The organism is Alicyclobacillus sp. TC (assembly GCF_016804365.1).
GTDB classification, from domain to species: Bacteria; Bacillota; Bacilli; order Alicyclobacillales; family Alicyclobacillaceae; genus Alicyclobacillus_I; species Alicyclobacillus_I tolerans.
Genome location: NZ_CP044434.1, coordinates 1,311,497 through 1,338,058, shown reverse-complemented (window position 1 = coordinate 1,338,058; position 26,562 = coordinate 1,311,497). Strand labels below are relative to the sequence as shown.

At 40.6% G+C, this 26,562-nt stretch carries 28 protein-coding genes, 2 tRNA genes and 1 pseudogene; 5 read left to right on the top strand and 26 right to left on the bottom strand.

Annotated features, from left to right (window positions below):
* Positions 1 to 69 precede the first annotated feature (69 nt).
* Entirely contained in the window at positions 70 to 579 is a 510-nt protein-coding gene (locus FY534_RS06540; RefSeq protein ID WP_238413698.1) for a hypothetical protein, read from the bottom strand.
* A gap of 39 nt (positions 580 to 618) precedes the next feature.
* On the opposite strand from FY534_RS06540, the pseudogene FY534_RS14605 reads away from it, so the two are divergent.
* Positions 619 to 1,833, top strand: a pseudogene (locus FY534_RS14605) (MFS transporter).
* 178 nt (positions 1,834 to 2,011) lie between these two features.
* Here FY534_RS14605 and FY534_RS06525 read toward each other — a convergent pair.
* Both FY534_RS06525 and FY534_RS06520 read right to left on the bottom strand, forming a co-directional pair.
* Positions 2,012 to 3,472, bottom strand: a complete 1,461-nt coding sequence (locus FY534_RS06525) for a CoA-acylating methylmalonate-semialdehyde dehydrogenase (protein ID WP_238413697.1) — start codon at positions 3,470 to 3,472, stop codon at positions 2,012 to 2,014.
* Positions 3,473 to 3,550: 78 nt separating this feature from the next.
* The gene (locus tag FY534_RS06520) at positions 3,551 to 4,750 is read right to left on the bottom strand and encodes an iron-containing alcohol dehydrogenase (protein WP_304503230.1); all 1,200 of its coding nucleotides are present in this window, start codon (positions 4,748 to 4,750) and stop codon (positions 3,551 to 3,553) included.
* A gap of 609 nt (positions 4,751 to 5,359) precedes the next feature.
* Here FY534_RS06520 and FY534_RS06515 point away from each other — a divergent pair.
* Positions 5,360 to 6,139: a sulfite exporter TauE/SafE family protein gene (locus tag FY534_RS06515; RefSeq protein ID WP_072873237.1), complete on the top strand. Its 780-nt coding sequence runs from the start codon at positions 5,360 to 5,362 to the stop codon at positions 6,137 to 6,139.
* A gap of 33 nt (positions 6,140 to 6,172) precedes the next feature.
* Here FY534_RS06515 and FY534_RS06510 read toward each other — a convergent pair whose 3' ends face one another.
* Positions 6,173 to 7,582, bottom strand: coding sequence for an MFS transporter (locus FY534_RS06510; RefSeq protein ID WP_072873238.1), 1,410 nt, complete (start codon positions 7,580 to 7,582; stop codon positions 6,173 to 6,175).
* Positions 7,579 to 7,962, bottom strand: a complete 384-nt coding sequence (locus FY534_RS06505; RefSeq protein WP_203115461.1) for a PadR family transcriptional regulator — start codon at positions 7,960 to 7,962, stop codon at positions 7,579 to 7,581. The genes FY534_RS06510 and FY534_RS06505 overlap by 4 nt, the downstream gene beginning before the upstream one ends.
* A 184-nt stretch (positions 7,963 to 8,146) precedes the next feature.
* Between FY534_RS06505 and FY534_RS06500 the strand changes: the two genes are divergently transcribed.
* Positions 8,147 to 8,815 carry a class II aldolase/adducin family protein gene (locus FY534_RS06500; protein ID WP_072873240.1) on the top strand — a complete coding sequence of 223 codons (669 nt, stop codon included), beginning with the start codon at positions 8,147 to 8,149 and terminating at the stop codon, positions 8,813 to 8,815.
* Between the two features lie 122 nt (positions 8,816 to 8,937).
* On the opposite strand, the gene FY534_RS06495 is transcribed toward FY534_RS06500, so the two are convergent.
* The 3 genes from FY534_RS06495 to FY534_RS06485 form a co-directional block, all read right to left on the bottom strand.
* Positions 8,938 to 9,013 (bottom strand) — tRNA-Gly (locus FY534_RS06495).
* A gap of 92 nt (positions 9,014 to 9,105) precedes the next feature.
* The gene (locus FY534_RS06490; RefSeq protein ID WP_203115460.1) at positions 9,106 to 9,576 is read right to left on the bottom strand and encodes a hypothetical protein; all 471 of its coding nucleotides are present in this window, start codon (positions 9,574 to 9,576) and stop codon (positions 9,106 to 9,108) included.
* A 122-nt stretch (positions 9,577 to 9,698) separates the two neighbouring features.
* Positions 9,699 to 10,274 carry a lytic murein transglycosylase gene (locus FY534_RS06485; RefSeq protein WP_203115459.1) on the bottom strand — a complete coding sequence of 192 codons (576 nt, stop codon included), beginning with the start codon at positions 10,272 to 10,274 and terminating at the stop codon, positions 9,699 to 9,701.
* A gap of 244 nt (positions 10,275 to 10,518) precedes the next feature.
* Between FY534_RS06485 and FY534_RS14820 the strand changes: the two genes are divergently transcribed.
* Complete coding sequence (locus FY534_RS14820; protein WP_255567418.1) at positions 10,519 to 10,644, top strand: hypothetical protein; 126 nt, start codon at positions 10,519 to 10,521, stop codon at positions 10,642 to 10,644.
* Between the two features lie 180 nt (positions 10,645 to 10,824).
* On the opposite strand, the gene FY534_RS06480 is transcribed toward FY534_RS14820, so the two are convergent.
* From FY534_RS06480 to FY534_RS06460, 5 genes are all read right to left on the bottom strand, one after another.
* Complete coding sequence (locus FY534_RS06480) at positions 10,825 to 11,061, bottom strand: biotin/lipoyl-containing protein (RefSeq protein ID WP_072875229.1); 237 nt, start codon at positions 11,059 to 11,061, stop codon at positions 10,825 to 10,827.
* Between the two features lie 137 nt (positions 11,062 to 11,198).
* Positions 11,199 to 11,921 (bottom strand): biosynthetic peptidoglycan transglycosylase, encoded by a 723-nt coding sequence (locus FY534_RS06475; RefSeq protein ID WP_072875230.1) that lies wholly within the window; start codon positions 11,919 to 11,921, stop codon positions 11,199 to 11,201.
* A gap of 6 nt (positions 11,922 to 11,927) precedes the next feature.
* Positions 11,928 to 12,389 (bottom strand): cyclic-di-AMP-binding protein CbpB, encoded by a 462-nt coding sequence (gene cbpB, locus FY534_RS06470; RefSeq protein ID WP_072875231.1) that lies wholly within the window; start codon positions 12,387 to 12,389, stop codon positions 11,928 to 11,930.
* A gap of 155 nt (positions 12,390 to 12,544) precedes the next feature.
* On the bottom strand, positions 12,545 to 12,718 hold the full coding sequence (locus FY534_RS06465) for a hypothetical protein (RefSeq protein ID WP_165612039.1): 174 nt from the start codon (positions 12,716 to 12,718) through the stop codon (positions 12,545 to 12,547).
* 96 nt (positions 12,719 to 12,814) lie between these two features.
* Positions 12,815 to 13,579 (bottom strand): CheR family methyltransferase, encoded by a 765-nt coding sequence (locus FY534_RS06460; RefSeq protein WP_203115458.1) that lies wholly within the window; start codon positions 13,577 to 13,579, stop codon positions 12,815 to 12,817.
* An 82-nt stretch (positions 13,580 to 13,661) separates the two neighbouring features.
* Between FY534_RS06460 and FY534_RS06455 the strand changes: the two genes are divergently transcribed.
* Positions 13,662 to 14,582 carry a patatin-like phospholipase family protein gene (locus FY534_RS06455; RefSeq protein WP_072875233.1) on the top strand — a complete coding sequence of 307 codons (921 nt, stop codon included), beginning with the start codon at positions 13,662 to 13,664 and terminating at the stop codon, positions 14,580 to 14,582.
* A gap of 46 nt (positions 14,583 to 14,628) precedes the next feature.
* On the opposite strand, the gene ndk is transcribed toward FY534_RS06455, so the two are convergent.
* The 13 genes from ndk to rpsA all read right to left on the bottom strand — a co-directional run bounded on the left by ndk (position 14,629) and on the right by rpsA (position 26,495).
* Positions 14,629 to 15,072 carry a nucleoside-diphosphate kinase gene (gene ndk, locus FY534_RS06450; protein ID WP_072875250.1) on the bottom strand — a complete coding sequence of 148 codons (444 nt, stop codon included), beginning with the start codon at positions 15,070 to 15,072 and terminating at the stop codon, positions 14,629 to 14,631.
* Positions 15,073 to 15,208: 136 nt separating this feature from the next.
* Entirely contained in the window at positions 15,209 to 16,180 is a 972-nt protein-coding gene (locus FY534_RS06445; protein ID WP_238413696.1) for a polyprenyl synthetase family protein, read from the bottom strand.
* Between the two features lie 39 nt (positions 16,181 to 16,219).
* The gene (locus FY534_RS06440) at positions 16,220 to 16,954 is read right to left on the bottom strand and encodes a demethylmenaquinone methyltransferase (protein ID WP_203115457.1); all 735 of its coding nucleotides are present in this window, start codon (positions 16,952 to 16,954) and stop codon (positions 16,220 to 16,222) included.
* A gap of 1 nt (position 16,955) precedes the next feature.
* Positions 16,956 to 17,696, bottom strand: a complete 741-nt coding sequence (locus FY534_RS06435) for a heptaprenyl diphosphate synthase component 1 (RefSeq protein WP_203115456.1) — start codon at positions 17,694 to 17,696, stop codon at positions 16,956 to 16,958.
* Between the two features lie 145 nt (positions 17,697 to 17,841).
* Positions 17,842 to 18,096, bottom strand: coding sequence for a trp RNA-binding attenuation protein MtrB (gene mtrB, locus FY534_RS06430; RefSeq protein ID WP_072875237.1), 255 nt, complete (start codon positions 18,094 to 18,096; stop codon positions 17,842 to 17,844).
* A 119-nt stretch (positions 18,097 to 18,215) separates the two neighbouring features.
* Positions 18,216 to 18,292: transfer RNA gene (locus FY534_RS06425), tRNA-Pro, on the bottom strand.
* A 114-nt stretch (positions 18,293 to 18,406) separates the two neighbouring features.
* Entirely contained in the window at positions 18,407 to 19,885 is a 1,479-nt protein-coding gene (spoIVA, locus tag FY534_RS06420) for a stage IV sporulation protein A (protein ID WP_072875238.1), read from the bottom strand.
* Between the two features lie 304 nt (positions 19,886 to 20,189).
* Positions 20,190 to 20,573, bottom strand: a complete 384-nt coding sequence (gene gcvH, locus FY534_RS06415) for a glycine cleavage system protein GcvH (protein ID WP_072875239.1) — start codon at positions 20,571 to 20,573, stop codon at positions 20,190 to 20,192.
* A gap of 118 nt (positions 20,574 to 20,691) precedes the next feature.
* Positions 20,692 to 21,753, bottom strand: coding sequence for an NAD(P)H-dependent glycerol-3-phosphate dehydrogenase (locus tag FY534_RS06410; protein ID WP_370541563.1), 1,062 nt, complete (start codon positions 21,751 to 21,753; stop codon positions 20,692 to 20,694).
* Positions 21,746 to 22,339, bottom strand: a complete 594-nt coding sequence (plsY, locus tag FY534_RS06405; RefSeq protein ID WP_072875240.1) for a glycerol-3-phosphate 1-O-acyltransferase PlsY — start codon at positions 22,337 to 22,339, stop codon at positions 21,746 to 21,748. Before plsY ends, FY534_RS06410 begins: the two co-directional genes overlap by 8 nt.
* A 39-nt stretch (positions 22,340 to 22,378) precedes the next feature.
* Entirely contained in the window at positions 22,379 to 23,707 is a 1,329-nt protein-coding gene (der, locus tag FY534_RS06400) for a ribosome biogenesis GTPase Der (RefSeq protein ID WP_083574391.1), read from the bottom strand.
* Between the two features lie 93 nt (positions 23,708 to 23,800).
* A complete protein-coding gene (locus tag FY534_RS06395; RefSeq protein WP_072875242.1) occupies positions 23,801 to 25,183 on the bottom strand; it encodes a DUF512 domain-containing protein in 1,383 nt (460 codons plus the stop codon).
* Between the two features lie 133 nt (positions 25,184 to 25,316).
* On the bottom strand, positions 25,317 to 26,495 hold the full coding sequence (rpsA, locus tag FY534_RS06390) for a 30S ribosomal protein S1 (protein WP_072875243.1): 1,179 nt from the start codon (positions 26,493 to 26,495) through the stop codon (positions 25,317 to 25,319).
* Positions 26,496 to 26,562: the final 67 nt, after the last annotated feature.

The following is a 26,562-nucleotide window of genomic DNA, read 5'->3' as shown; positions in this document are numbered from 1 at the left end:
ATATCCGTTACCATACCTGTTTCGTGATCAGCAACCGAAAGTAACAGAAAATCCACAAAACTCATTGATTTAATTGGTGCTAAATTCATCTTTCCATTGGTTGTTTTTTAGCCAGTTATACAAATCTTTTTCCTTAAAATAGAGAGTTTTATTTTTAATCTGGTACGAAATCACGCCACTCACAAAGTGATACAACGCTTTCGGTTCTTGTGAATGTCCCGACATATAGTATGCAGGACTAATCAAAATTTGCTGTTTAGAGGATAACTGCAATACTAGTTTTGCAGGATTTGTATTTGCGTTTGTTATGATGGGCGGATTGGGAGGTGGTGGAAGTTGTATGGATACAGGTTGAGTCTTAGTTAACCAGTTTTCAATCTGGGCTATTGTCTTTGATTGTTTTTTAGGACTATATGACCTAGCTGCCAATCCATAAACTACGTAAACATGTTGAATATCTTTTGTTTTAGGAAATGGCACCCATTGTGCCCCTTTTTTTGCAACAACATGTGGAAGCTGACCATAACCAGTCAGTAACAACGACAGCATCAAACTGAAAATAAACAATAATTTGGACATTTCAATCACCTCTCTATATAGACGCCATACAACCTGTGAATGTTACATCATCTTACATTCTCATTAGCTCATGAGAGTATGATGTTTGTGGCTTATTTGGACCGAATCAACATTTCAATTGCAGGTCCTACCATTCAAAAGGCATCGCACATTAGTCCAGTGGCCTTCGGAGCAGTCTTATCCGCATTTACATTTGGTTATGCCATTTTACAAATTCCGGGTGGTATTCTCGCTGATAAAATTGGTGCTAAGAAATTACTTGTGATTGCACTCATTTGGTGGTCCATCTTCACAGGCATGACAGGTATGGCCATGTCCGTTGGATTTCTGATTGTTGTCCGAGTTCTGTTTGGCGTTGGGGAAGGTCTCGAAAATGGCGCTCAATTCAAATTAATTGGAGACTTTTTTCCATCGAAACAGCGGTCAGCTGCAAACGGGCTTTTTTTGATATCTATTGCCCTAGGTCCGGCTATTGTGGCTCCGTTAGCCGTCTGGCTACTTTAAGTAGCCGGTTGGCATGGCATGTTCTATTGGTTTATTATTCCGGGCGTGTTCATGGCCATTTTGATTTCCTTCCTGATTCCACACAAACCTTCAGAAGGTATCGTGCATACCGAAATCATAAATCGTAAAGGACTGCATGCAACATGGTCTGATGTCTTGGCATATCCGATGATTAGGCTTGCGTTCTTTGCCTATTTATTTTTTAATATCGCATACTGGGGATTCCTGGGATGGATGCCATCCTACCTAAGTCAGGCACGCCATATAACGCTTTCAGCGCTCGGTGTAGATGCCTCTTTACCCTACTGGTTTGGATTTTTAGGACTTGTCATTCTTGGCTTCCTTGGCAACAAACTGTTGTACCGCTTCCGTGCCACCATGATTGCGATTAGCTACTTGATAGCGGGCGTATCACTATACATTGCGTATACTACAGGTACTGTTGATGGAAGTGTGGTCGGACTCTGTGCCGCTGCTTTCTTCCTTTACGGTGGTTTTGGTCCAATTTGGGGTGTTGCACTTGATCTTTTGCCCGACAGTTTGCGCGGTACATTTACCGGTTTTGTGAACTTCGGAGGTCAGATTGGGGGTTTTATTGCACCGCTTATCATCGGCGGCATTGTATCTGCGACACATTCGTACAATGACGGCTTTCTATTCATGATTGGCGGTGTTGTTCTTGCTGCCATTGCACTGTTCTGGCTGCAGGGTGTGTGGCTCCGGACTCCACAAGCGACTGAAGGGGCTTAAATTGTTAAATTGCAGAATGACTCCGGCCGTTTGTTATCAACTGGTCGGAGTCGTTTTATGAAGATTAGCATCAAAGGATTGTGTAATCTTCCATCATTATAAGTCAGCTAATTTCCTGCTACCCAATCCTATAAAAACTTTAAATTGAATTCGAATAGTGTGTTAATGTCCCAAAGGATTACATTCGCACAGTCACCATTTTTCTCCTGGTGTAGAAATTGACGCCGTCCTTGCCATTTGCGTGAAGGTCACCATAGAACGAATCTTTCCAACCAGAAAACGGGAAAAATGCCATCGGTGCAGGCACCCCGATGTTGACTCCAAGCATACCAGCATCGATTTCTTCTCGAAATTGCCGAATCGCACTCGCACTATCAGTAAAAATGCAGGCACCATTGGCAAACCGGGATTGATTCGTCAATTCAATCGCCTCGGTGAGCGTGTTGACGCGTACAACGGAAAGTACCGGTGCAAAAATCTCATCTTTCCAAATCGTCATCTCCGTACTGACTTGATCGAAGATGGTAGGACCTACAAAATATCCATTTTCTTCGACACTGTCTAAACGACCATCGCGCACCAACTGAGCCCCTTGTTTCACGCCAGATTCAATGTAGCCGAGAGTTTTTTGACGATGACTCTCACGAATTAACGGACCCAAGAATACTTCTTCATTCAATCCATTTCCTATCCGGATCTGATCCGATGCTTCCTTGAGTCTAAAAACAAGCTCATCTGCAATATCTCCTACTGCAACAACTACGGAACAAGCCATGCATCGCTCCCCAGCAGAACCAAAGGCTGCACCAATGATTTGCTCTACAGCCAAATCGAGATCGGCATCCGGAAGAACAATCGTATGATTCTTTGCACCCGCTAAAGCTTGCACCCGCTTTCCGTTTTGTGCAGCCGTTCTATAGACATACTCTGCAACAGGTTGCGATCCGACAAAGGAAATTGCCTTGATACCTTTGTGTTCCAGCAAACCATTTACGGCGTCATGAGCACCGTGAACAATATTGAGGACGCCTTGCGGAAGTCCTGCTTCGTTGAACAGTTCCACAAGACGCTGCGCCATCATTGGTGTCCGTTCGGACGGTTTGAGAATGAAGGTATTGCCGCAAGCAATGGCAAGCGGAAACATCCAGCATGGAACCATCATTGGAAAGTTAAACGGCGTAATCCCTGCGACAACACCAACCGGATAACGATACATGGCAGAATCGAGCCCAGATGCAATTTCCGTCAACTGTTCCCCCATCATCAGTGTTGGAGCACCAGCAGCAAACTCGACATTCTCAATACCGCGTTGCACCTCTCCATAGGCTTCTTTATAGCTTTTGCCGTTTTCAACGGTGATGAGGCGAGCGAGTTCGTCCCAGTGCTCAACCAGCAGTTGTTGATACCGAAAGAGGATTCGAGCTCGTTTGGGAACAGGTGTTTTACTCCAAAGCGCAAAAGCTTTAGTCGCCTCTTTGACAGCTATATCAATGTCGTTTGGGGTCGAAAGTGGAACGCGGGCTATTGTTTGATCTGTTGCGGGATTCGGTACGTCCTCATATTTCTCAGTCTGTGCCTCTATCCACTGACCGCCTATATAGTTCTTGAGGGTCTTAATTTCTGTTGACGATTTTGTCATATGTCCACTACCTCCCAAATGGGTATCTTATATAAAGTATCTTCAAACAACTCCTGCAAACTTACGCGCGAGTTTTCTTCATTGAAAAGAAAAGTCCATTGCATAAGCTGATTTGTAGAGTTGTACAATCTCTTCATGAGAAGGTACCTTCGGATTGTTTGCCGGACTTCCACTTGCAATTGCATCCGTAGCCATTTTGTCTAAAGTCTTTATGAACTCGTTTTCATCAATGCCCCATTGTTTCATGTTGGGAATATCCAACTTTGCACAAAGCTGCGACACGTGTTGAACGGTACTGTTGGCTACATCTTCGTCAGAACTGCTCTCATCTCCGAGATTCAGCGCTCGGCCAATATTTGCAAGTCGATCTGTACAAGCATCTTTCGAATACTCCAAAACCGTTGACAGCAGCATTGCGTTCGATACACCGTGCGGAACGTGAAAAACTGCTCCGATGGGACGAGACATACCGTGCACGAGGCAAACTGAAGCATTGGTAAATGCCATACCCGCCTCCATCGCTGCAATGGACATGGCTTCACGAGCCACGAGGTCTTCACCATTGACATAGGCTCTTTCGATGTGGTTAACAATTTTTTGAATTGCCGACATAGCTAACGTATCAGTGAGAGGATGTCTCCGCTTTGAAATATACGCCTCTATCGCATGGCAAAGCGCATCAATTCCCGTAGCAGCTGTCACCTGAGGTGGAGACGAAATGGTGAGCAACGGATCGACAATAGCCGCGTATGGAATCAGTGCCGGTTGGCGAATCATCATCTTAATATCAGCTTTTGTATGAGTGATAACCGTAACGCTTGTTACTTCCGATCCGGTTCCCGCTGTGGTCGGAATTGCAATCAAAGGTATTGGCGTTTTATCGAACAACCTGTTACTCCCCATGTACTGTCCAATGTAACCTTCGTGAACAGCCATAACGGCGACTGCCTTGGCTGCGTCTATGCAACTGCCACCACCAATACTAACGACCAAATCGCAATGATGCTGGATAAATTCACTTAGTGCTTCTTCAACATGTATGTCTGTCGGCTCTGCGTTCACACCTGCATACACCGTGTATTCCAGACCGGATTGTTTCAAGAGGGTTGAAACTCGTTCAACATGTCCTAAATCCATCATAATCTTGTCCGTTACAACCAACACCCGTGATCCAAGATTCGATACTACACTTCCCAGTTTCTCCAGCGATCCGATTCCTGAATAGACCACGCTTGGGACACGAAACTCCCCAATTGAACTCACTTGTGCTGAACTCATGATCGTCAATCCTTTCCATAATTGACTTACATACCAATGTATCAGCAATTCTCGTGCCAAGAATATAACAAGTTGTAAGGGTAACTCAGCAAAGCATGTCATTTTCAAATACAATGAACTTTTCAATCAACCGTATTCTTTGATTTATCCAAATGTAGTGTTGATGCAATGTCTGTTTATGTAAAAAAATCAAAACAAATTTGTCGTTCATTTCAGACATTTTCACTAAGGAAGTAACTGGATTTCATATCGGTGTACTCATGAGATTTGTTCCGTCGACGATTCTGCTTATCGTAGTTGTTATTTTTATTTGAAGAAAAGATGAAGTGTATGTGTTCAATGTCACTGTGACTCCAGCCTCTGAGCCTTTCAGCAATGCTCTCCATTCCCCCTTATCTGAGTGATCCGAGTGATCCAGGCAAAATGGTTTAAACCTGACTACTTGCCCCAATCTCTGAATAACTCAATGATAAGGCAAGTGCAAAATGGCATCAATCCATATCCATATACCGATGGTCTCCCACCCTACATACCCCTACACGTATAATCTTGTCCAGCTGAGCATATAAACAAATATCTACTTTATTCATGTTGTTAGGGGATGTGTTTATGAGTTTAGCTACTTTTGTTACCATTTTAACGATTGGATTGGTAGGCTCGTTTATTTCAGGAATGCTTGGTATTGGTGGTTCAATTGTCAAGTACCCACTATTGCTCTATATACCACCTTTACTGGGAGTTGCAGCATTTACAGCTCACCAGGTATCTGGCATCAGTGCAGTTCAGGTATTATTTGCAGCAGGATCCGGAGTATGGGCTTATCGAAAAGGGAATTTCCTCCATTGGAAGCTTATTTCATACATGGGTAGCGCCATCCTTATTGGAAGTTTTATTGGGGCATTCGGAGCTAAATTTTTACCTGAATCGACGATCAATATTATCTATGCTTCCTTAGCGACTGTAGCTGCCATAATGATGTTTTTCTCGAACAAAGAATTAGAAGAAATTCCTGTAACAGAAATTACCTTTCAGCGTTCCATTGCTGTCATAGCTTCATTTATAGTAGGCATATTGTGTGGAATTGTAGGTGCGGCAGGCGCATTTATTTTAGTGCCTATTATGCTTGTCGTTCTACGAATTCCAACGCGAGTCACCATAGCATCTTCTTTAGCTATAACGCTCATTTCTTCTATTGGTACAACCATAGGAAAACTTTCTACTGGTGATGTTTTACTAGGTCCAGCCCTTATTATGATTTGGGCAAGTATACTCGGTGCTCCCCTAGGAGCTCGAATCAGTAAACACATGAATACCCGATGGCTTCGATTCATACTTGCTGCACTTATATTAGCTACAAGTTTGAAAATTTGGATGGATGTTTTACTTTAATAATCTTACTAGACAAAAAATGATTTGACATTATCATAACGCACGTAATTTACGTTGAATGATCAACCGAATCAAAGTAAGTAGTATCCCTAGTATTCCTATAAAGAACCCCATGGTAAATGAAAAAGATGTGGCGTGAATAAATCCTTGAGTCGTGTACAAATGATTTCCCGATAGTTGTAAGAATAATACAGATAAAGCTACGCCTGAAACTCTTCCAAAATTCCGTACGGTAGCCATTAAACTACCTGTAATTCCCGATTTTTCGAGTGGTGCACTTTCAAGTACAGCAACATTATTAGGGGATGTAAATAAACCAATTCCAATGCCAAATAAGGATAGCGCGATCACAATATTTAAATAGGATGTATGGATATGAAACATTGACATAAATCCGAGTCCTAGTGTTGCGAATAATAATCCTATCATCGCTGGACCATGTGTTCCATATTTATCAGCTAACCATCCCCCGATTGGAGAAAAGAGAATCATGCATACAGCCTGTGGTGTAAGAAGAAATCCAATATGAGATTCAGAGATATGTAATACTTGATGCATATACAAAGGCAGTAAAATTCCCGGAAACATCATCATGATATAGGATATATATCCAGTAAAATTACCAATTGAAAATGCGCTTGAACGAAATAATGAAATTTGAATTATAGGATGTTCTATCGATATTTCTCGTCTAATCAAAAATAGAAACGAGATAATGGAGATGGTTATCGTCACAAAACTGACCAGGCTATCCCACCCCCATGTCGAACCTTCCGACATAAACAGTAGTAAGCAAATAATGGCCAAAAAATATAAACTAGCTCCTATCACGTCAAATGAATTTTTCGCTTGGTTGCTACGAATGGACATTAATACAAAAATTATTGCAATAAACGAAATTGCACCTATTGGCAAGTTCACTAAAAATACAGATCGCCATCCAAACGAAGAAATTAAAAAACCACCTAAGGAAGGTCCGACAATGGTTCCAGCTGCTACAACGCTTCCAACCAAACCCAAAGGCCGACCTCGTTCACCTGACGGAAATATATACGAAACAATGGACATAACATTTCCCATAATAATAGCGCCGCCAATAGACTGGAAAATTCGAAAAACTATCAATTGTAAAATACTTTCAGAGAAAGCGCAAAGTAAAGAACCGAAAGTGAATATACCAATACCTGTTAAAAAAACAGTTTTTCTATCTAATCTATCTGATAGAGTTCCTATAATCGGTAAAATTCCTGTAATCATAAGTAAGTATGCAGAAATCACCCATTGTAAAACTTGTGGCGTTGTATGAAAATCTTTTTCAAGAACCGGCAGGGCAACATTCATAATACTACTGTCTACATTCACCATAAATGTACCCGACACAACAACAGTAAATATAATCCATCTATACCAAGATTGATATGTCTGTTCGGATACTTGTTTCACTCTTTTGTCTCTTCATTGAACTCGTGGATTCTATTCAAGGATTCATACTCATGTATAAAAAAATCCAGATTTTTTTTTCGTAAACATATGTCCTCGTACCACATTTTTAATTCATCTAATCCTATAGGAGTTATATGATAAATACGTTTAGCTGGTCCAGTATCTTCTGTATTCCAATAAGATGTAACACATTGACGTTCTTCTAAATCACGTAAAACACGATACACCGCTCCACTATCAATTCCCCAATTAGCCGGCATCATTTCGTTCATTCTGTTCCAAAGAGCACCACCATGTGTATCTTCTTTTGATAAAAACAACAAAATAAAAGCTGGTAAATGACGATTTTGTTTCCCTGGTAAACTAGTATCTTTTGCCATTAAAATCCCTCTCTATACAATTTGAAAAGAAATCATACTGTGTTAAACAGTATAATTGAAGTTGCATATATACTCAACAGTTAATTTTATCTAAATTTTTACTTATAAATGAATTATCTATTGACATCAAAATAATATACTGTAATATACAGTATGATATCATTAACACAATGGAGGGTTATACATGGTGGATATTCAAGAAAGTAAACAAAATATCATCAATGCCGCAAATTTACTTCGTGATGCAGGTCTTATGTTCCGGGGTTTTCATGCGAATTTGTCTGCTAGGCTATCCTCAGACACTATGCTCATGACACGCGGTGGGAATGTTGCAAATTTAGATGAAGATAGTTTTGCGGTCATTCGTACAGATGGAACAGTTCTGGAAGGCGAAGTTATGCCAGCTCAAGCTGAAATTATACAAATGCATGCTGCTGTATATAGAGCGAGAGAATCGGTAGGTGGCATTATTCATACGCATGCCCCAAATGCAACAGCTTTTGCCATTGCACACGAACCTATTCCGGTAGTGTACGAACCACTTATGCGGTTTGGAATGACTGAACCAGCACCTGTTATTAAATGGGCACCTCGAGGTTCTAATGCGTCCGTGAATGGAATAGTTGAAGCGGTAAAACTAAAACCAGGCATTTCTGCTGTCCTTCTAGCTAATCACGGAGTTTTAGCGTTTGGAAAATCTCCTGTAGAAACGGCACAGTTGCTCGCCACACTTGACGAAGGAGCAGAATTGATATTAAAAGCTCGTCTTATTGGAGGAGAAAAATCATTGCCAGAACAGGCATTTCAACAAATTGAAGAGCATAAACGCAAGTTTGAAAATATTCATTCTTGATTTTCTTCAGCGGTTGATAAATTCTCTCAATTGCTGGAATCCGAAAATTAAGTTTGTAGTGAATTTGTGGATTCTACACGAAAAAAGGCTTCCGATAAACATCTCGGAAGCCTTGTCTTTTCTGGAGCGGATGACGGGACTCGAACCCGCAACATTCAGCTTGGGAAGCTGACGCTCTGCCAATTGAACTACATCCGCATCTTCAATTCAATCAATCTATAGTATATCCCACATGATCATTAGGAAGCAAGCACTTGTACCGCTCATGTTGTTATTGAAGAGTATGCGGGTTACTGCAAAAAATAACCCATGCGACGATAAATCAAGTCACCGTGATCGCAAAATCCTAAATCTTTCCATATTCGTATATCTGAACGATCTGGTGAACAACCTACCCAGCCGTGAAAACCATGCTCCTGACTGCAATCAATAGCTTCGCGAACTAGCCGCATTCGATAGAAATGTTGTTCAGATGTCGATTTCCCTGCTACCGCAATGTACTCTATAAAGTAAAGTTTTTGACTGGGCCAAAGGTGACCTGTCATGAGCCCGAATAATTGCCCATTTTTTAAAATCACCAAATCTGTCTGAATAGGACTGACATGTTTAGCTGCCCAAAGGCTTGCAAGTGCATTCTCAGCCATAAAACGCTCACGAGTATCCCAGTATTCAATGCTTTTCATAAGTTTTCTTAAAGATGGCGAATAATTCAACCACTCTGCAGATAAATTATCATCTGACTGCGTTTGAAACAAATTCAAGTTTCAGGCCTCCTTACTCCATAATTCCATCCCTCCCAGTTTTGCCGATCTCGATAAGTTCATTCAATCTCTGGTTATGTTTTTTTGAGCCAAATGATCTTGATGTAAGAAAGAATTCGCAATTAGAAGTTAGCTAGCGTCAATACATGATCGACGTAATAGGTAGAGTGGTTATAGTCCCAAATTGCTTGCCATGGATTATGATCAAATCCACATACGGAAAGCATATGGGCAGTAGAATAAATTGCATCTTCTACATTGTGGATATTAGGTGCTCCTGTTTGACCCGGGGCAGTGACACCAAATTCAGCGAAAGTGGCTGGCATAAATTGCATTGGCCCGATCGCACCAGCGTAAGACTCAATAAATCCAGCAGTGGAGAAATCAGTTTCGGTTTTATGAATGGCTGCTAGTATGGTCCAAGGGATATGGTACTTTGCCGCAGCTTGCATATAAATTGGCAACAAATTACGTGGTACATTTTTTAGTGTGGAAGGAATTTCTAATGGAACCAACCGCGGGTGATTCAAGAGCAAAACTTGTCCAGGATAAATGGTGGTTGAATCGAGACCGTTATCCAACTCGATAGTTTGAATGGGAACATGATAAATGGTTGAAATAGACCAGAGCGTGTCGCCAGACTCTACCTTATATCTTATCAAAGCAGGATGATTTAAAATTTGCTTTGCATTTTGCATCACTTTTCTCTTCAAAACTAAATTTTTAGGCTCAAAGAATACACTGTTCTCACTATAAATCGAAGAATGAGGTATGGAAATATTTCTCTTTTCCTTTATTGTTAAATGAGCCTGAAATGGCCATTCAAGATTTGCTATATGTAATTCTGGAATCAAAATGCTCGATGTTTTTTCTTCTCGAACTGATCCGTTATTTGTTGGGCGTTGAGTCTGGGGAAAAAACAGCCACAGGAGGCAGAGAAACATGGCGCACCATAGCACCAGAGAAGTTGTGCGGGTTCGCAAACTCATCTTCCTTTCCTGTTTGTTGGATTATTTTCATGCATACGCTGGACAAGCTAAAACTAGTCCATATTTGCAAATTTTTTAATTGGGAGATTGGAAGATTAAACAGAAAGGTAGATGGTTCTGTAGATTAGAGAAGGAAGAAAAACGAAGAAGCAATAAAACAAAAAACCTCCTTATTCGCTTGTCAGTGAATGGAGGTTTTTTGTTTCAATATATTTTTCATTTGATGGATAAATTTATTTGAGAACATGGTTTGTTAAATTCATATTAAAGACTCAATTCGGGCAATCAATTGATCAGTAAGAACGCGATCGCCCACTTTGACAAACTGTTCTTTTAGAATCCCAGAATGCTCAGCAGGTACTTCAATCGTCACTTTGTCAGTAGTAACCTCTAGCAAACCGTCTCCTTCTGTTACAGAGTCGCCAATTTGCTTCAGCCATGAGGTGACCAAACATTCTTGTACAGTATCACCTAATTGAGGAAGTTTTACGTCCATGTGTATTCTCCCCTTCAATATCATGTCACATGTCTCAAAGAAATGATCGACAAATCGATATTTAATATAAAAGGACTTACTTCAATGAGAAAGTGTATCATAGGGATTGGCCAAAACCAACCTAAAGTTGCTTATATCTATTGTAGAGTGGCTAATCGAATGGGTTGTGCATAGACTGTCTGGCTTTGCTTTACGCTCAACAGACCATCATCGACCATATTCTCGAGAACTATACTTTCTCGTAAACGAGCTAAACGCATGGATTTAAAAGGGTCATATACGCTAGGTGCATTGGGTAAACCAGCCAGCATGGCCAATTCACCTAAATTACAACGATTCGGGGGTAAATGAAAATACACTTCTGACGCATTATACAACCCGTAAGCACCGTGACCAAAATAAATAACGTTTGCATATAATTGGAAAACCTCTTTTTTAGACATCGTATCATAGAGACCAATGGCATCTAAGGCTTGATGAATTTTATAAGGTATCGTTTTTCGATGATGCAAGATGGTATTGTCAATCAGTTGTTGAGTAATTGTTGATCCTCCTTCTACATAACCATCTTTCTCTACATCAACAATAAACGACCGTAATATGCCAACAGGATCGATGCCAGGATCCCAAGCGAATCTCCTATCCTCTGTTGCAATGACCGCATCTCGATAAAAACTCGGAATTTCACTGTAAGTTAAAGGATGCACATGGTAACGAATCATTTTTCTCTCAGCGGCTAATTGGACAGCACGAGCAATCGGAAATATTTTGTGATAATAGAAGTCCATGGCTCCGAGCGACAGGGCAAGCAAACATACTAGACTCACTAGACCGTAACCCAATTGCGCACGGCGTGTCATAGAACGTCACACCTTTTCAGCCGATCTTGTTGGAGCAGGTACTTTGGTTTGTTCAATTATGTAAGCTAACAAAGCTCTACGTGTCACTAACCCGTGAAAGAGACCGTTTTGAACTATACATAAATATGGCGTTTGAATAGCTAATTGGATAGCTTTGCGTAAACTGTCTTCCAAGCGAATCTCGTGAATCTCTTTCGACATAATTTGTCCCACTTGAATCGTGGAAAGACGTTCTACTTCAATTCTTTCCAGACCGAGAACATGATCAAGAATGATGGTTTTGCTAATTGTACCCACGACTTGATTTTTTCGAGACAATACAGGTATCGATGAATATCTGGATTTAATGAGAACGAGCAGAGCGTGCTCAGCCGAATTAGCATCTTCGACACAAGCAACATTCTGCGCCGGAATGATCAATTTTGAAAAGGACGGATCGTTCACTGGACGGTTCATCCATTCAGTCATATCAGACAATCGACTCCTTTTCTCGAATGAGGCAAACAGAGCATTTAAGACCTATCTATTATACAGAATGAATTCATTGCCATCATCTCTAGCGTGTCCGAAGTTAGTCAAAAGAACAAAAAAATGGCGTCTATAAGACGCCTGCCCAGTGAAATTTACTTTTCTTTCGGAATTCTGACTTTGTGTTGAGGAGGTCTGTGCGAAATTTCAGGAGACACTCCACCATCTTCTTGAAGCCGATCAATGGCATCGAGGACAGAATCCTGATATGTTTCGTTTTCAGGCAAAGCAGAATTTGGAGAAGCAGAGAAGTTCTGCTCTTTGGTCACGAAATCGCCCCCCTTTCCTCTGTAAAACTGAACAAGGTTATGATGATACAGGAGAACGATGCTTATACAAAAAGAAATATTTTACAGATTGCGAATTTACATTTTTTGATATAAAAAGGGTGCGATGGACTTCAATTGATAGGTAAATGGTTGCATCAATTGTTCAGTGCTTCCTAAAAACAGCAGGCCGCCACTCTTAAGGGTTTGAGAAAAACGATGCAAAATAAGATCTTTCGCTTCTTCAGTGAAATAAATCAAAACATTTCGGCATACAATCAAGTCGATGTTTGAAGGATATGTGTCTGATAAAAGATTGTGTTTTTTAAAAACGATACCTTCCTTATATTCTTTTTTTAAAGTGAATACATTTTCACCATAGTCGAAATATCGATTTAATTCTTGTTGGTTAAATTCCCGGACTTGATAGGCTTGATATTTTGCTTCGTTCGCTTTTTGTAATACATCTTCGTCGATATCTGTCGCTAAAATACGGGTATCAATTTTTAAATGTTCCTTACAAAGGATGTTAATGGTATATGGTTCTTCACCAGTAGAACACGCTGCACTCCATATTTGGAGTCTGGATCCAGAACTTAACGTACTCAAATGACTGGCCAGTGAATTCCATCGATCACGATTGCGAAAAAACTCTGATACATTAATTGTCATTTTATCGAGCAGTGTGTGAATCAGGCTAGGATTTTCATGTATTGCATGGGATAATTCCTGAAATGTGGAGTATCCTAATCGTTCTCCCCAGGCGGCAAGTCTTCTTTGCATTTGTTGTCTTTTATACATGGCTAAATCAAGGCCCGTCAAATGATAAAATTCACGAATGAATTGCTCGAAATCATCTTCCAAATTAAAACCAACTCTCCTATATACACTCGCTGCCCAGCATCGAGAGATTGTCGCTATCTTAATGACACAGAGGTGTTCCAACATGTCCAATCCAGTCATTGGCATTGCACTAAGTGGAGGCACTTTAAAAGCTGCAGCTCATATTGGCGTTCTTTCTGCACTAGAAGAAATGGGAATACGCCCCCATCACCTGGCTGGAACAAGCGCTGGTTCCATTGTGGCAACTCTCTATGCGTATGGTTATCGTGATCAGGAATTGAAGCATCTTATCCAACAATTTCCTGGCTATAAGCTTTTAGACTACGGTTTCCCTCTTACGTCGGCAGTGATGTCAACATTTTTTCACGCTATTCCTCATCGGAACAGATTAATTCAAGTATACCCACGCGGTCTCATCCACGGCAACAAACTCAAAAAATATTTTCATAAATTGCTTATTGGAAGAGAATGCCGAATTCCAGTTCTATTTGTTGCCACAGACTTACTTTCGGGCGATCCGGTAATCATGAGAATAGAACCTTCGAACGTCAGTATTCCCCAACTCCCACGTGCTTTACCCATTCATCAGGAGGAACTGCCAGCATGTCTACTAGGTTCCTGTGCATTACCAGCTATTTTTAGCCCAGTACCCTTTCGCGAGTATCTTTTAGCAGATGGCGCTATGCGCCACTATATTCCTGTACAGGCTTTACGTGAAAGCGGGTGTACTCATATTCTCGCTATAAATTTATATAAATTACAATATCGAGAGTACTTAACAACTTTTGTGGATGTTTTGGCGAGATCATTTGAAATTCTCCTTAGAGAATCTATCGATAATGATGTGGTTAATTCTGGAGATGTATTGGTTATTGAACCTGATTTTGCAAAAATTAAAACGTGGAAGTTTACAGAGATGATCCAATCAGTCCGGGTTGGCGTTCAAGCTGTGGTAAAACAACAATTACAGATTGAGCAATTTTTAAAAATCAATCCGCGATTGCCTCATAAAATGGCCAAATAATATGATGCCAAAACATGAGACAATCGCAAAGGTACATAGCAGAAATTTACTGAATCCAAACGTCTCCCGATTTACTGTAGGTTAACGTATTCTCCGCAAACCATAACCCTATTTCTCGATTGGCATTTTCCACGCTGTCCGATCCGTGGATGATATTCATTCCAATAGACAATCCAAAATCACCGCGAATAGTTCCAGGAGCAGAATCTACCGGATTCGTTTTGCCCATCATGGAGCGTACAACCGATACGGCATTTTCTCCTTCCCAAACCATAGCAAAAACTGGCGATGAAGTAATAAAAGAAACGAGTTCTCCAAAGAATGGACGTTCTTTGTGCTCTGCATAATGAGCTTCTGCGGTTTTGCTGTCCACAGCAAGCAATTTAGCAGCTACCAATTTTAGCCCTTTTTTCTCAAAGCGTCCGACAATTTCTCCAATTAAACCACGTTGGACTCCATCTGGTTTAATCATGACAAACGTTTTTTCAATGGCCAACCTTTATCAGCTCCTTAGCTGGGTGATATACCGCTCCGTATTGTAAGTCAGTAGCGTAATAACTGCAAGTTTTACGGAAGATTTAAGATGGTACACATGAAATATGGGTACTGATTGATAGTGTTATAGATTAGAATAACCTTTCATTTACAAATTGAGCGACGATCTGTAATTCATTTCGACTATCCAAGTCCGTAATTTGATCTAAATATACAATCGCTTTTTCCATACAAAGTTTTGCAAAGTTTCTAGCTTCCTCAATACAACCAGACTGACGTACGATATCGATGGCCTCGTCTGCATCTGTAGCTGTCATTTCAGGACGAACCAACTTCATTAAACGTTTGCCATCTGATTTTCTTCTGGCGAGCAAAGTTGGGAGTGTTAAATTACCTTGACGCAAGTCTCCAGCAACTGGTTTTCCTACAGTACTTTGTTCTCCAGAAAAATCCAGAACATCATCAATGACTTGAAACGCCATTCCTGTCCAGTAACCAAATTTGCGCAACAAATAAATATCTCTTTCTGGTGCATCTGATACGATGGCACCAAGTGAGCAACTGACCGATATCAGCAAAGCTGTTTTTCTTTCAATCCTTCGCAGATAGTTATGAAGTGTTTGATCCCAATTGAACAAATCCCGAATCTGTTCAATTTCACCCTTGCATAATTTAACAATGGCATTCGACAATTCAAAGTGTACTCGAGCGTTCTGGATCCCACTAAGAAGCGAAATAGCTTTAGCAAACAGGTAATCTCCCACATACATAGCTGCTAGATTACCATAACGTGATCGCACAGTAGGACTACCTCTACGCAGATCCGCATGGTCAATTACATCATCATGAACGAGAGTTGCCATATGAATAAGTTCTAATGCACAAGCCACACGCTCAATTTCATCCCAGTATTGATGAGGCTTACCCAGTTGGCTACAAATCAAGGTAAATAGGGGACGAATTCGTTTGCCGCCTGCCGTTAATAATGTAGAAGCTGCTGAGTGAATATCTTGCTGAACTGAGGCAACTTCAAACTGCAAACGTTTTTCTACCTTGTTTAGTTGAGACTGATAACGGCTATAGACGGAGACAAATTCTAGCAAACACAATCCCCTCGCTTTCGCGGACCGAACAACCATCCGTTAGATCGAATTCGGTTCCTCCCCTTTCTCTCCCATGTGTAAAGCTGCAATTCCACCCGTTAAAGCATAACTTTTCACATTGACCAATCCAACTTCGTGAAAAATATGTTCCAGCTCGAGACGATTAGGGAAATTGGTAAGTGATTCTGGCAACCATGCGTAGGGTGCCTTTTTTCCCACTGCAAGATAGCCTATTTTAGGAAGGATGTTATAAAAATAAAAATAATAAAGTTTTCGAAAATAAGTTGACTCCGGCTTTGACAATTCCAGCGAAACAACATGACCTCCAGGTTTGACTACCCTTCTCATTTCACGTAAACATTGATGTATATCAGGTACATTTCTTAAGGCAAAACCAATAGTTACCGCATCAAATGAGTTATCTGGAAATGGCAGCTGCATGGCATCGCCTTCAATAAATTCGATATGGTTAGCCCGCTGCCCCATTTTTATTTTTCTTTCTCTGCCCACATCCAGCATTTCCTTGCAAAAGTCCAGTCCAATGACTTTTCCTTTTGGTCCTACAGCCTCAGCTAGCGAAAACGTCCATGCGCCAGTCCCCGCCGCCACATCAAGAACCTGGGCACCTGGTTGAATTTTGAGTTTTTTCATGGTAAAACGTCGCCATAAATGATGTTGTTGAAAACTTAAAACGGAATTCATAAAATCGTAGCGATCAGCAATTTGAGAAAAAACTTCATGTACATAATCTGCTTTCGAGACATTCGTCTTCATTTTAAGAACTTCCTTCCACCCATTGTCTAACTTCAAGGAGTTCCTGAATGGGCTGAATATAATCCATCAGTAAAGCATGCAATGGATCGTCCAAGGAGATGGGCGAATGAGCCCAGACTCTGTCCAAAATGTTGGTCAAACAATCATATGCCTGTCGTAAGTGAGCCGGACGTAAATTGAACTTTTTAAACTCAATGTCAGTATGCAGTATATAAGCTTCGACAAGTGAGCGAATGTCAGATTTCCAATGTGTTTCATGTCGTAAATAGTACTCTGCTAAAGCTTCAAGCAACCTGCCTTCAATAATGATTCGTAGTTGTTTTTGTTCTTCTAAAGATAATTTCTGTTGAGATATAAGCAAAGTCATTTTTGCTTCATTCATTTCCGCCACTGAGACAGCTAGTAAATCCATCAGTGGAAACTCGCCAGTTTGAGCAATTAATCGATAATATTGACTGCTATGAAAATCACCAGCCAAAATCGTTAACTGTCGTGTGCGATTGATTTTCTCATCAATCTCATCATGCATAGAGAGACCTTTTTGCAACAATAGTAAAGCGGTCAGTATAAGATCCCACTGGTGTTCCGGTACAGAAGCTGCTTTCAGAATGCCCAAACCCACTTCAAAATGAAATCGGCTAGGAGTTTGCAGCACTTGATTTGTTTTTAAATATGGATGCTCTATCTCTCGGTAAAATTTTTGCGCTACAGAGAGATATCGCTCGCTTATTTCTCTGGGCATTCAGTCATCTCCTTGCACCTAGAACACCTATCATTCATCCACGCTCAGTGAGATTATAGCACACCCTCATGCGTCTTCTCTGCAATTGACGTCAGTTTCCATATCATATCCCCTAAAGCATAAGGCTTATGAGTATCAAAGTCTTTTATCCTTTTTCCTGCAGAGAAGAAGTGTTGCCAAGTGGAAGAATTGTTCCATGTTTGGTGTATACTTCTACCTTACCCCTTATCTTGATGGCTGATGTATGTTCGGTAAATTGAGCCAACATAATTTCACCTTTATCCAATTTTTCCGAATGATGAAATCTTGTTTCTTGTCCACGTGTCATTCCAAAAACTTGAACACCATTTTCAAGAGCTCGGATGACAAAATAATCCCCTTGTTCCATTGAACTTCCCATTATCTCATCTCCGTCAAATTAAAATTGCTATGGTTTTAGATTGATCACGATAACACAAAATCAAATATGAGAATTTGTATTCATAAACGAAAAACCAGCGCCAAGAACGCTGGTTTCATTGGTCGGAATGCCGGGATTTGAACCCGGGACCTCTACCTCCCCAAGGTAGCGCGCTACCAGGCTGCGCCACATCCCGTAATTGACACTGAAAATCATTATACTAGGTTTGTCTGTAAATTGCAATTCAAGCAAATGTGGGACCAGGAAGGCAAAACTTTATTTTGCCTCCTGGTCAAAAGTGAAACTGTATTTAGAGAATAATCGCGATTAAGCCGCCACTACCTTCGTTGATGATTCTTTGTAATGTTTCTTTTAATTTGTATTGAGCATTTTCAGGCATCAAGGATAGTTTTCCGGAAATTCCTTCTCTAACGATAGCCGCTAAAGATTTGCCAAAAATATCACTTTCCCAAATTTTAAGTGGGTTTTGTTCAAAATCCTGCATCAAATATCGAACTAGCTCTTCGGATTGTTTTTCTGTCCCAACTATTGGTGCAAATTCACTTTCCACATCTACACGAATCATATGAATCGATGGAGCGGTTGCTTTTAGTCTCACTCCAAATCTTGAGCCTTGTTTAATCAGCTCAGGCTCATCTAAAGTCATTTCTTCTAAAGAAGGAGGAGCAATTCCATATCCTGTTAATTTAACCATACGCAAAGCTTCAGCTACTTTATCGTACTCTTTTTTGGCATGGACAAAATCACGCATCATTTTAAGGAGTTGATCACGTCCAGTAATTTGCACACCCACAACTTCAGTTAAAACGCGATCGTACAATTCGTCTGGAGCTGATAGCTCAATAACTGCCACACCTTGCCCCATATCCATATGAGACAATGCGGCATAGGAAATAACCTCATACGTAGAGAATTGTTCAACAATTCGATCGATATCTCGAATACGACGAATATCTTGAATGGTTTCATGAACAGAATCCTGAAATTGTCTGCGTAGCCAATGCTCTTCATCTAAGACCATGACCCAATTGGGCAGGTTCACATTTACTTCTTTAACAGGAAATTCATACAATGCTTCACGCAGAACATTGTAAATTTCTTGAGAAGTTACCGTTGCACAGGAGAGAGCAATGACAGGTACATCGTATTTGATGGCCAGTTCCGCTTTAAGATCCTGTGCTCTTGGATGCTCTGGATTGGACGAATTCACAAGGATAACAAATGGTTTCCCCAGTTCTTTTAATTCTTCAACAACGCGTTCTTCTGCTTCAATATAATTTTCACGAGGAATTTCTGCTACGCTACCATCTGTAGTAACAACAATACCAATGGTTGAATGGTCGGCAATGACCTTTCGAGTACCGATTTCGGCAGCTTCCTGAAAGGCTACAGGCTCGTCAAACCAAGGTGTTGTTACCATTCTTGGTCCATTCTCGTCTTCATAACCGCGAGCACCTTCAACAGCATATCCCACACAATCAACAATGCGGATATTGACATCCAACCCCTCGGCTACTGAAACTTCTACCGCTTGATTGGGAATAAATTTCGGTTCCGTGGTCATAATGGTTCGCCCTGCTGCACTTTGTGGTAGTTCATCAATAGCTCTGAGCCTATCACTATCTTCTTTAATGTTGGGAAGAACAATTAATTCCATAAATTTTTTAATAAAAGTGGACTTTCCAGTGCGCACGGGGCCGACGACGCCGAGATAGACATCTCCCCCAGTCCGCTCAGCTATGTCCCTGAATACGTCGAATTTTTCCACGCTTCTCCCTCCTCAAGATGACCGGCGCAGATTGCTTCGCCCGTACAAACCGCCCCGAGCCACTGACAATCCCTCCGTGGATGTCCAATACTCAGTAGGACAGTACATGTATATGCGAGCGGCCCGCTGATATGCAGATAGTTGCCAGGTCGACTTATTGTTCATACTATGCGGAGGATGTCCAGTTCAGAACTTAGGAGCTATAAGAGGAGAGAAAAAGGTTTGACCCGAAAGTCAACAAAGAATTCCAGGTCAAACCTTTCAATGATATAAATTCGATCTGTGCTAAATGCTTACAATATCCTTAACCTTGAATATGATCCGTGTATTCAGACGCGCTTAACAATTGGTTTAATTCATCTGGGTTACTCATTTCTACTGCAATCATCCAGCCCTTTTCATAAGGACTTTCATTTACTAGTTCAGGCGAGTCATTCAATGATTCGTTAATTTGGACGACTTTTCCACTGACAGGCGCAAATAAGTCAGAGACTGTTTTGACAGATTCTACTGTCCCAAAAGTATCGTTAGCTTTCAATTCACTTCCTTTATCCGGAAGTTCCACAAAAACGATATCACCTAGTTCATCTTGGGCAAAATCACTGATTCCTATGTAGACCAGATTTCCTTCTACTCTGACCCACTCGTGCTCTTTAGAATATCTCAGGGATTCTGGAACATGGCTCATTTAACTGTTCCTCCATTCACAAAATATATGCAAACAGCATCAGTGTAACAAGAACACTGTTTGAAATCTATCACCTTGTCAAACTGGTTAAGAAAAAGATATCTCTTTTCAAAACATGCTATACAAAACGCCAACTCGTATTTTCACTTGAGAGTACCCATTCTTCCATCTCAGTTGTTTTATCTCTATCCATAAGAAGCGATACTACCTGTTTAGGCTGTTTGCCTTCAAAGAGCACTGCGGCTACTGCTTCAGTAATCGGCATTTCAATATGATATTGACTGGCCAATCTTAAACAAGCCTCTGTAGCTCGTACTCCTTCTACAACCATACCTTGAGCCTCTACTGCTTGTTTCAAGGTCATACCTTGTCCAAGCAATCGTCCTGTACGGAAATTTCTACTGTGTTCACTGATGCAGGTAGCTATTAAGTCTCCTACGCCAGCGAGCCCAGAAAATGTTAGAGGTGAAGCTCCCATAGCAATACCCAAACGAGCAATTTCAGCCAAACCTCTTGTCATGATGGCAGCTTTTGCATTATCGCCAAATCCTAAACCTACCGCCATGCCAACGGAAAGAGCAATGATATTTTTCAGTGCACCCGCTATTTCAATGCCGATCCAATCTGGATTCGTGTATACACGAAGATAATTGGACATGAGCATATCTTGAAGTTTATGAGCGGTATTTTTACTTGGACTGGAAACGACAAGAGTTGTTGGCATTGAGCGAACGACTTCTTCAGCATGGCTTGGCCCTCCAATGACAGCAATTTGTTGTTCATTCACAGCAAGCTTTTTTTGAAGATACAAGCTTACTCTATCTTCATTCGGCTGAATAAAGCCTTTTATAGCGTGAACAATGGTCATTGGAGAATATGCAAAAGACTGTAGTGAAGCTACGATCTGAGGCACCGCAGCTGATGGAACGACTAAAAAGACATATGGGCTACCGTCCACAGTTTCTTGTAAAGAAGTTGTTGCATGGATATTAGGATGCAATAAACAGTTTGGCAAATATTTAGAATTGCATTTTGATTGATTAATTTCATTTACTATACTTTCGTTTCTCGCCCAAAGTGTAACTTCCATATTCTTTTTAGCTAACGTATGGGCAATCGCTGTTCCCCAACTGCCTGCTCCAATGACTGCTACACGATTTGGCAGTTGGTCATCAAGCATGATGGTCAAATAATTTTCTCTCCCTGCCTTGTACCAGTCGAATTAAATTCTCCCTATGACGAATAATCGCAAGTACAGCTGCAATTGAAGCAAATAACAATGCCCCGGTTTTATGCGACAAAAGCGCTAAAAAAATTGGAGAAAGAACTACAAATACAATTGCACCAAGAGATACATAGCGAGTCATAAAGATAATCACTATTGCGATAAATCCTGAAATTAAAGTTGCTAACGGCAATAAACATAGAAATACACCAATAGTTGTGGCAATTCCTTTACCACCTCGGAATCCAAAATAGAGAGGCCAATTGTGACCTAGAATAACGGACAATCCACTGAGATAATCATAAATGGGTTGCCCGTGTCCAAGTAGATTAGCTATCCAGACAGCCAGCACACCTTTGAAAGCATCTAGAAGAAGTACAAGTACTCCATATTTCCATCCCAATAAACGCAATGTGTTGGTTGCTCCGGCATTCCCACTGCCATAATTTCGAATATCTACCTTTTTTACTGCTTTGACCATCAAAGTACTTACCGATATAGAACCAAGAAGATAGGCAATTAAAATAGCTAACCATCCCATGTATCATCCCCCATTCTTTTGAAAGTAAATCTAAAATTTTTAATCTTTATCTTTATTTTTGTTCCTTACCGAAAACCTTATGGGTGTCCCTTCAAAGCCAAATGCTTCACGAAACTGGTTTTCTAAATAACGTTCATAAGAAAAATGCATTAATTCCTTGTCATTAACAAAGAGTGCAAAAGTAGGTGGTTTAACTGAAACCTGAGTTCCATAATAAATTCTTAAACGCCTTCCTTTGTCACTTGGAGGCGAAACGGCTACCATGGCTTCCTGTAATAAGTGGTTAACCGTAGAAGTTGAAATTCTCATAGAATGGTAATTAGCTATGTCCGATGCAAGAGATAAAATCTTGGTCACTCGTTGTCCGGTTTTGGCTGAGACAAATAGAACAGGCGCCCATCTCATAAAGGGAAACTGCGTACGAATCTTTTGAGTAAATTGATGTGCTGTTTTATCATCTTTCTCAACAATGTCCCATTTATTTACAATCATTGCAATGGCACATCCTGCATCCAATGCATAGCCTGCAACTCTTTTGTCCTGCTCTGTAATGCCCTTCTTACCATCAATCACCACCATGGCAACATCAGCTCTGGAAAGTGCTCGAATGGCACGTAACATACTGTATTTTTCGATATTCTCATATATTTTACCTTTTTTTCTGAGACCGGCTGTATCGATAAGTTGAAACTGGTTCCCTTCAAATTCCAAGAAAGTATCAATTGCATCTCTTGTTGTGCCTGCAATGTCACTCACCATGACTCTATTCTCACCTAAAAGAGCATTTACAAGTGAAGATTTACCCACATTGGGTTGTCCTATAAAAGCTATACGTAAAGTATCATGATCACCTGTTTCTGCATTCTCTTCTTCAGGAAATTCAGAGACAACAGCATCTAAAATATCTCCCGTACCTAAACCGTGTTCAGCAGACACTGCAATTGGATCGCCAAAACCTAATTCATAGAATTCATAGCGATGCATATGATGAGTTGGATGATCGAGCTTGTTTACTGCCAGTATAGTTGGCTTTTTTGATTTTCTAAGCAAGTCTGCTACTGCTCTGTCAGTCTCTACCAATCCATCATGGCCATCTACTAAAAAAATGATGACATCAGCCTCATCAATGGCCAACTCAGCCTGTATGCGAATCAGATTCGTAAACTCATCTTCTTCGCTTAGCTCTATTCCACCAGTGTCAATTAACTGAAATGATTTTCCGTTCCACTCCATTTCAGCATACAATCGATCCCTTGTTACCCCAGGTGTATCTTCCACTATGGATAATCGTTGGCCGATCAAGCGATTAAAGAGTGTACTTTTTCCTACATTAGCTCGTCCGACAATAGCTACCATGGGCATGTTCAATATCATCCATCCTCACTTACCACCTGGTCAATGTACTCTTTGAGCTATTGACCTTCCAGTACAAAAATAATTCAATCCAAACTAGGACTTTCGTTAAGAAACAGAACGATTATGAGCGATGGATTCAGACTGCAAAGTGGTTTCATAGCGTCTACGTGGAGGCAAACTTTGTGTCTCTCCGATTGCCCCCAATAACAACCCAATACCTGTAGCCGGTACAATGGTAATAGGAATCTCCAGCGAATCTCGAACATCTTCAACCGTCATATCGTCCAAAAATATATCTGCATCGTCTTTCAACATAATATCTGGAAGCAAAATTGTATCCAAATGAGCGACCTTTTGCTTTAATTGAGCAACAATATCAGTTCCAGTCAATAAACCTGTAACTGTTACATTATGTCCATAAAAATCATTGACAATAGGTAAAACTTCATAATGAAATTGATTGTTAAATAATCGATCCAACTCTTGCTGAATAACCTTTTTAGCGGAAATACCGGTTATAACGCCAACTTTTCGATTCTCACAAATAGATATGTTTTGAATTTTTTTCTCTGCTATTTTGACTTCTTCTAAAAAAGTACGAATAACTCCAACACCATTCTCGGTCTGTCCAAAGTCGTCATAATAGTCTGCTTCTGGTACAGTTCTATCAGCCATTACATAAAGTTCATCAGCCGCATAAACAAAAGAAACTCCTAATTTTTGTCGTAAAAGTTTTTGCCAATTGCTGACCTGTTCGATTACGGTCCTTGCCTCATCAGGCGTACAACCTCTTAATTTGTGTAACCCGCGACGATGCTTGGTCAGTCCAACAGGTACAACCGACAAAGTTCGGACATGTGGATAAAACTGTGACAAATCTTTAATGGTTCGATCCAATTCTGGTCCGTCATTCCATTCTGGGCACAATACTACTTGAGTATTCATTTCAATTCCGTTCTCAGCAAGAAAAGCAATCTGATTTAAAATTTCACCAGAACGTCTATTAGCTAACATTCGAACTCGAAGATCTGGATTGGTTGTATGAACGGAAATGTTGAGTGGAGACATTTTTAATTTTGCTATTCTTTGTAAATCTTCTTCTTTAACATTGGTCAAAGTGACGAAATTCCCATGTAAAAATGACAATCGATAGTCATCGTCCCGAACATTTAAAGTTTGCCTCATATTACTTGGAATTTGATCAACAAAACAAAATACGCATTTGTTATGACACAGTTTTACACGATCTACAGTTGGATGTTCCCATTCCACACCGAGATCTTCATCATAGTGTTTTTCAATTTCAAAAATCCAAGTTTCTCCGTCCGGCTTTTTTATTTCAATCTCTATTTCTTCAGCTGCCATCGCAAACTGAAGATCAACTAAGTCACGAATTTGTGTTTCTCCAATTCGTAACAGTTCATCGCCTGTTTCCAAGCCCAGTTCTTCTGCTAACGAACCCGGCTTCACAGATTGTATACGAGGCACGCTGTACACTCCAATCTTTTTATTCATTCCGTCATTATCGCAATTAAAGACCATGTCGTCAATAATGAGGGGCCATCCCTCAGTCATCTACGATGACTTTTGGGACAGCCCCATGATATTAGAGAGTTAAAAATTAATCGTTTCCTTTTTTGAATAGATCGCCAAACAAATCTCCTAACGTTGCGCCTGTACCAGTTACACTCTCCGACTCTTTGTTTGCTGGTGCAGAAGGTTTAGATTTTACATCTTTTTTGGATACAACAGGCCTCTCTTGAACGTCCTTGATGGAAAGCGAAACCCTCTTACGTTCATAATCCACACCAAGAATTTTTACTTCTACTTTATCACCCGGATGTAAAACGTCGGACGGATGATTGACTCGTTGATGGGAGATTTGCGAAACATGAACCAATCCTTCGAGCCCAGGCTTTAATTCAACAAATGCTCCGAAGTCAACAACACGTTTTACAACTCCATTGACCACACTGCCAACTTGAAGCTCTGTTGCATATTTTTCAAACGGATCGGGCTCTGCTTGCTTAATGGAGAGTGATATTTTTCCCTTTTCCGGATCTAGTTTCAATACTTTAACCTTCACTGTTTGTCCTTCGTTAACAACATCTGAAGGATGATCAGCATGGTTCCAGGACAATTCCGAAATATGAACCAAACCGTCGACTCCATGAATGTCCACAAAAGCTCCAAAAGATGTTAGACGTTGAACAACACCTTCTAGAATATCCCCCTCATGTAATTCACTGATCACTTTTTGTACTTTTTGGTTTTGCTCGTTTTCTAAAACAGCTTTACGTGAAAGTATAAGTTTGTTGTTATCGCGATCAATCTCTGCAATTTTAACTTGTAAAGTTTGGCCTTTATACTCCTCTAGATTACCAACAAAACGAGTGTCTAGCAGAGAAGCCGGAATAAACCCTCGAACTCCAACGTCAGTCACTAAACCACCTTTGACAACATCGTGAACAGTGATTTCTAACGTTTCTTGATTCGCAAACGCATTTTGTAGTTTGTCCCATGCTTCTCGACTGTCCGCAAGACGTTTAGAAAGAGTCACTTGACCGCTTTCACGATCGATATTCTTAACAACGGCATTCACTTTAGAGCCAATCGAAACGATTGTAGAGGCGTCTTCTACCGGCAAGACGGAAAGTTCTCGAATGGGGACAAAACCTTCAAACCCATGCTCCAAATGCACAGTGACTCCATTCGAATCGATGGATGCAACTTCGCCGGTGACCAAATCGCCTACCTGTAGATTTGATTCAGTCAACATTTGCTGTAAATCCTCTGACATACTGACTTGCCTCCCCGATTCTCCTCAACTCGCAAAGCTTTTTACAACGCTTCTGTGCAGTAAAAGG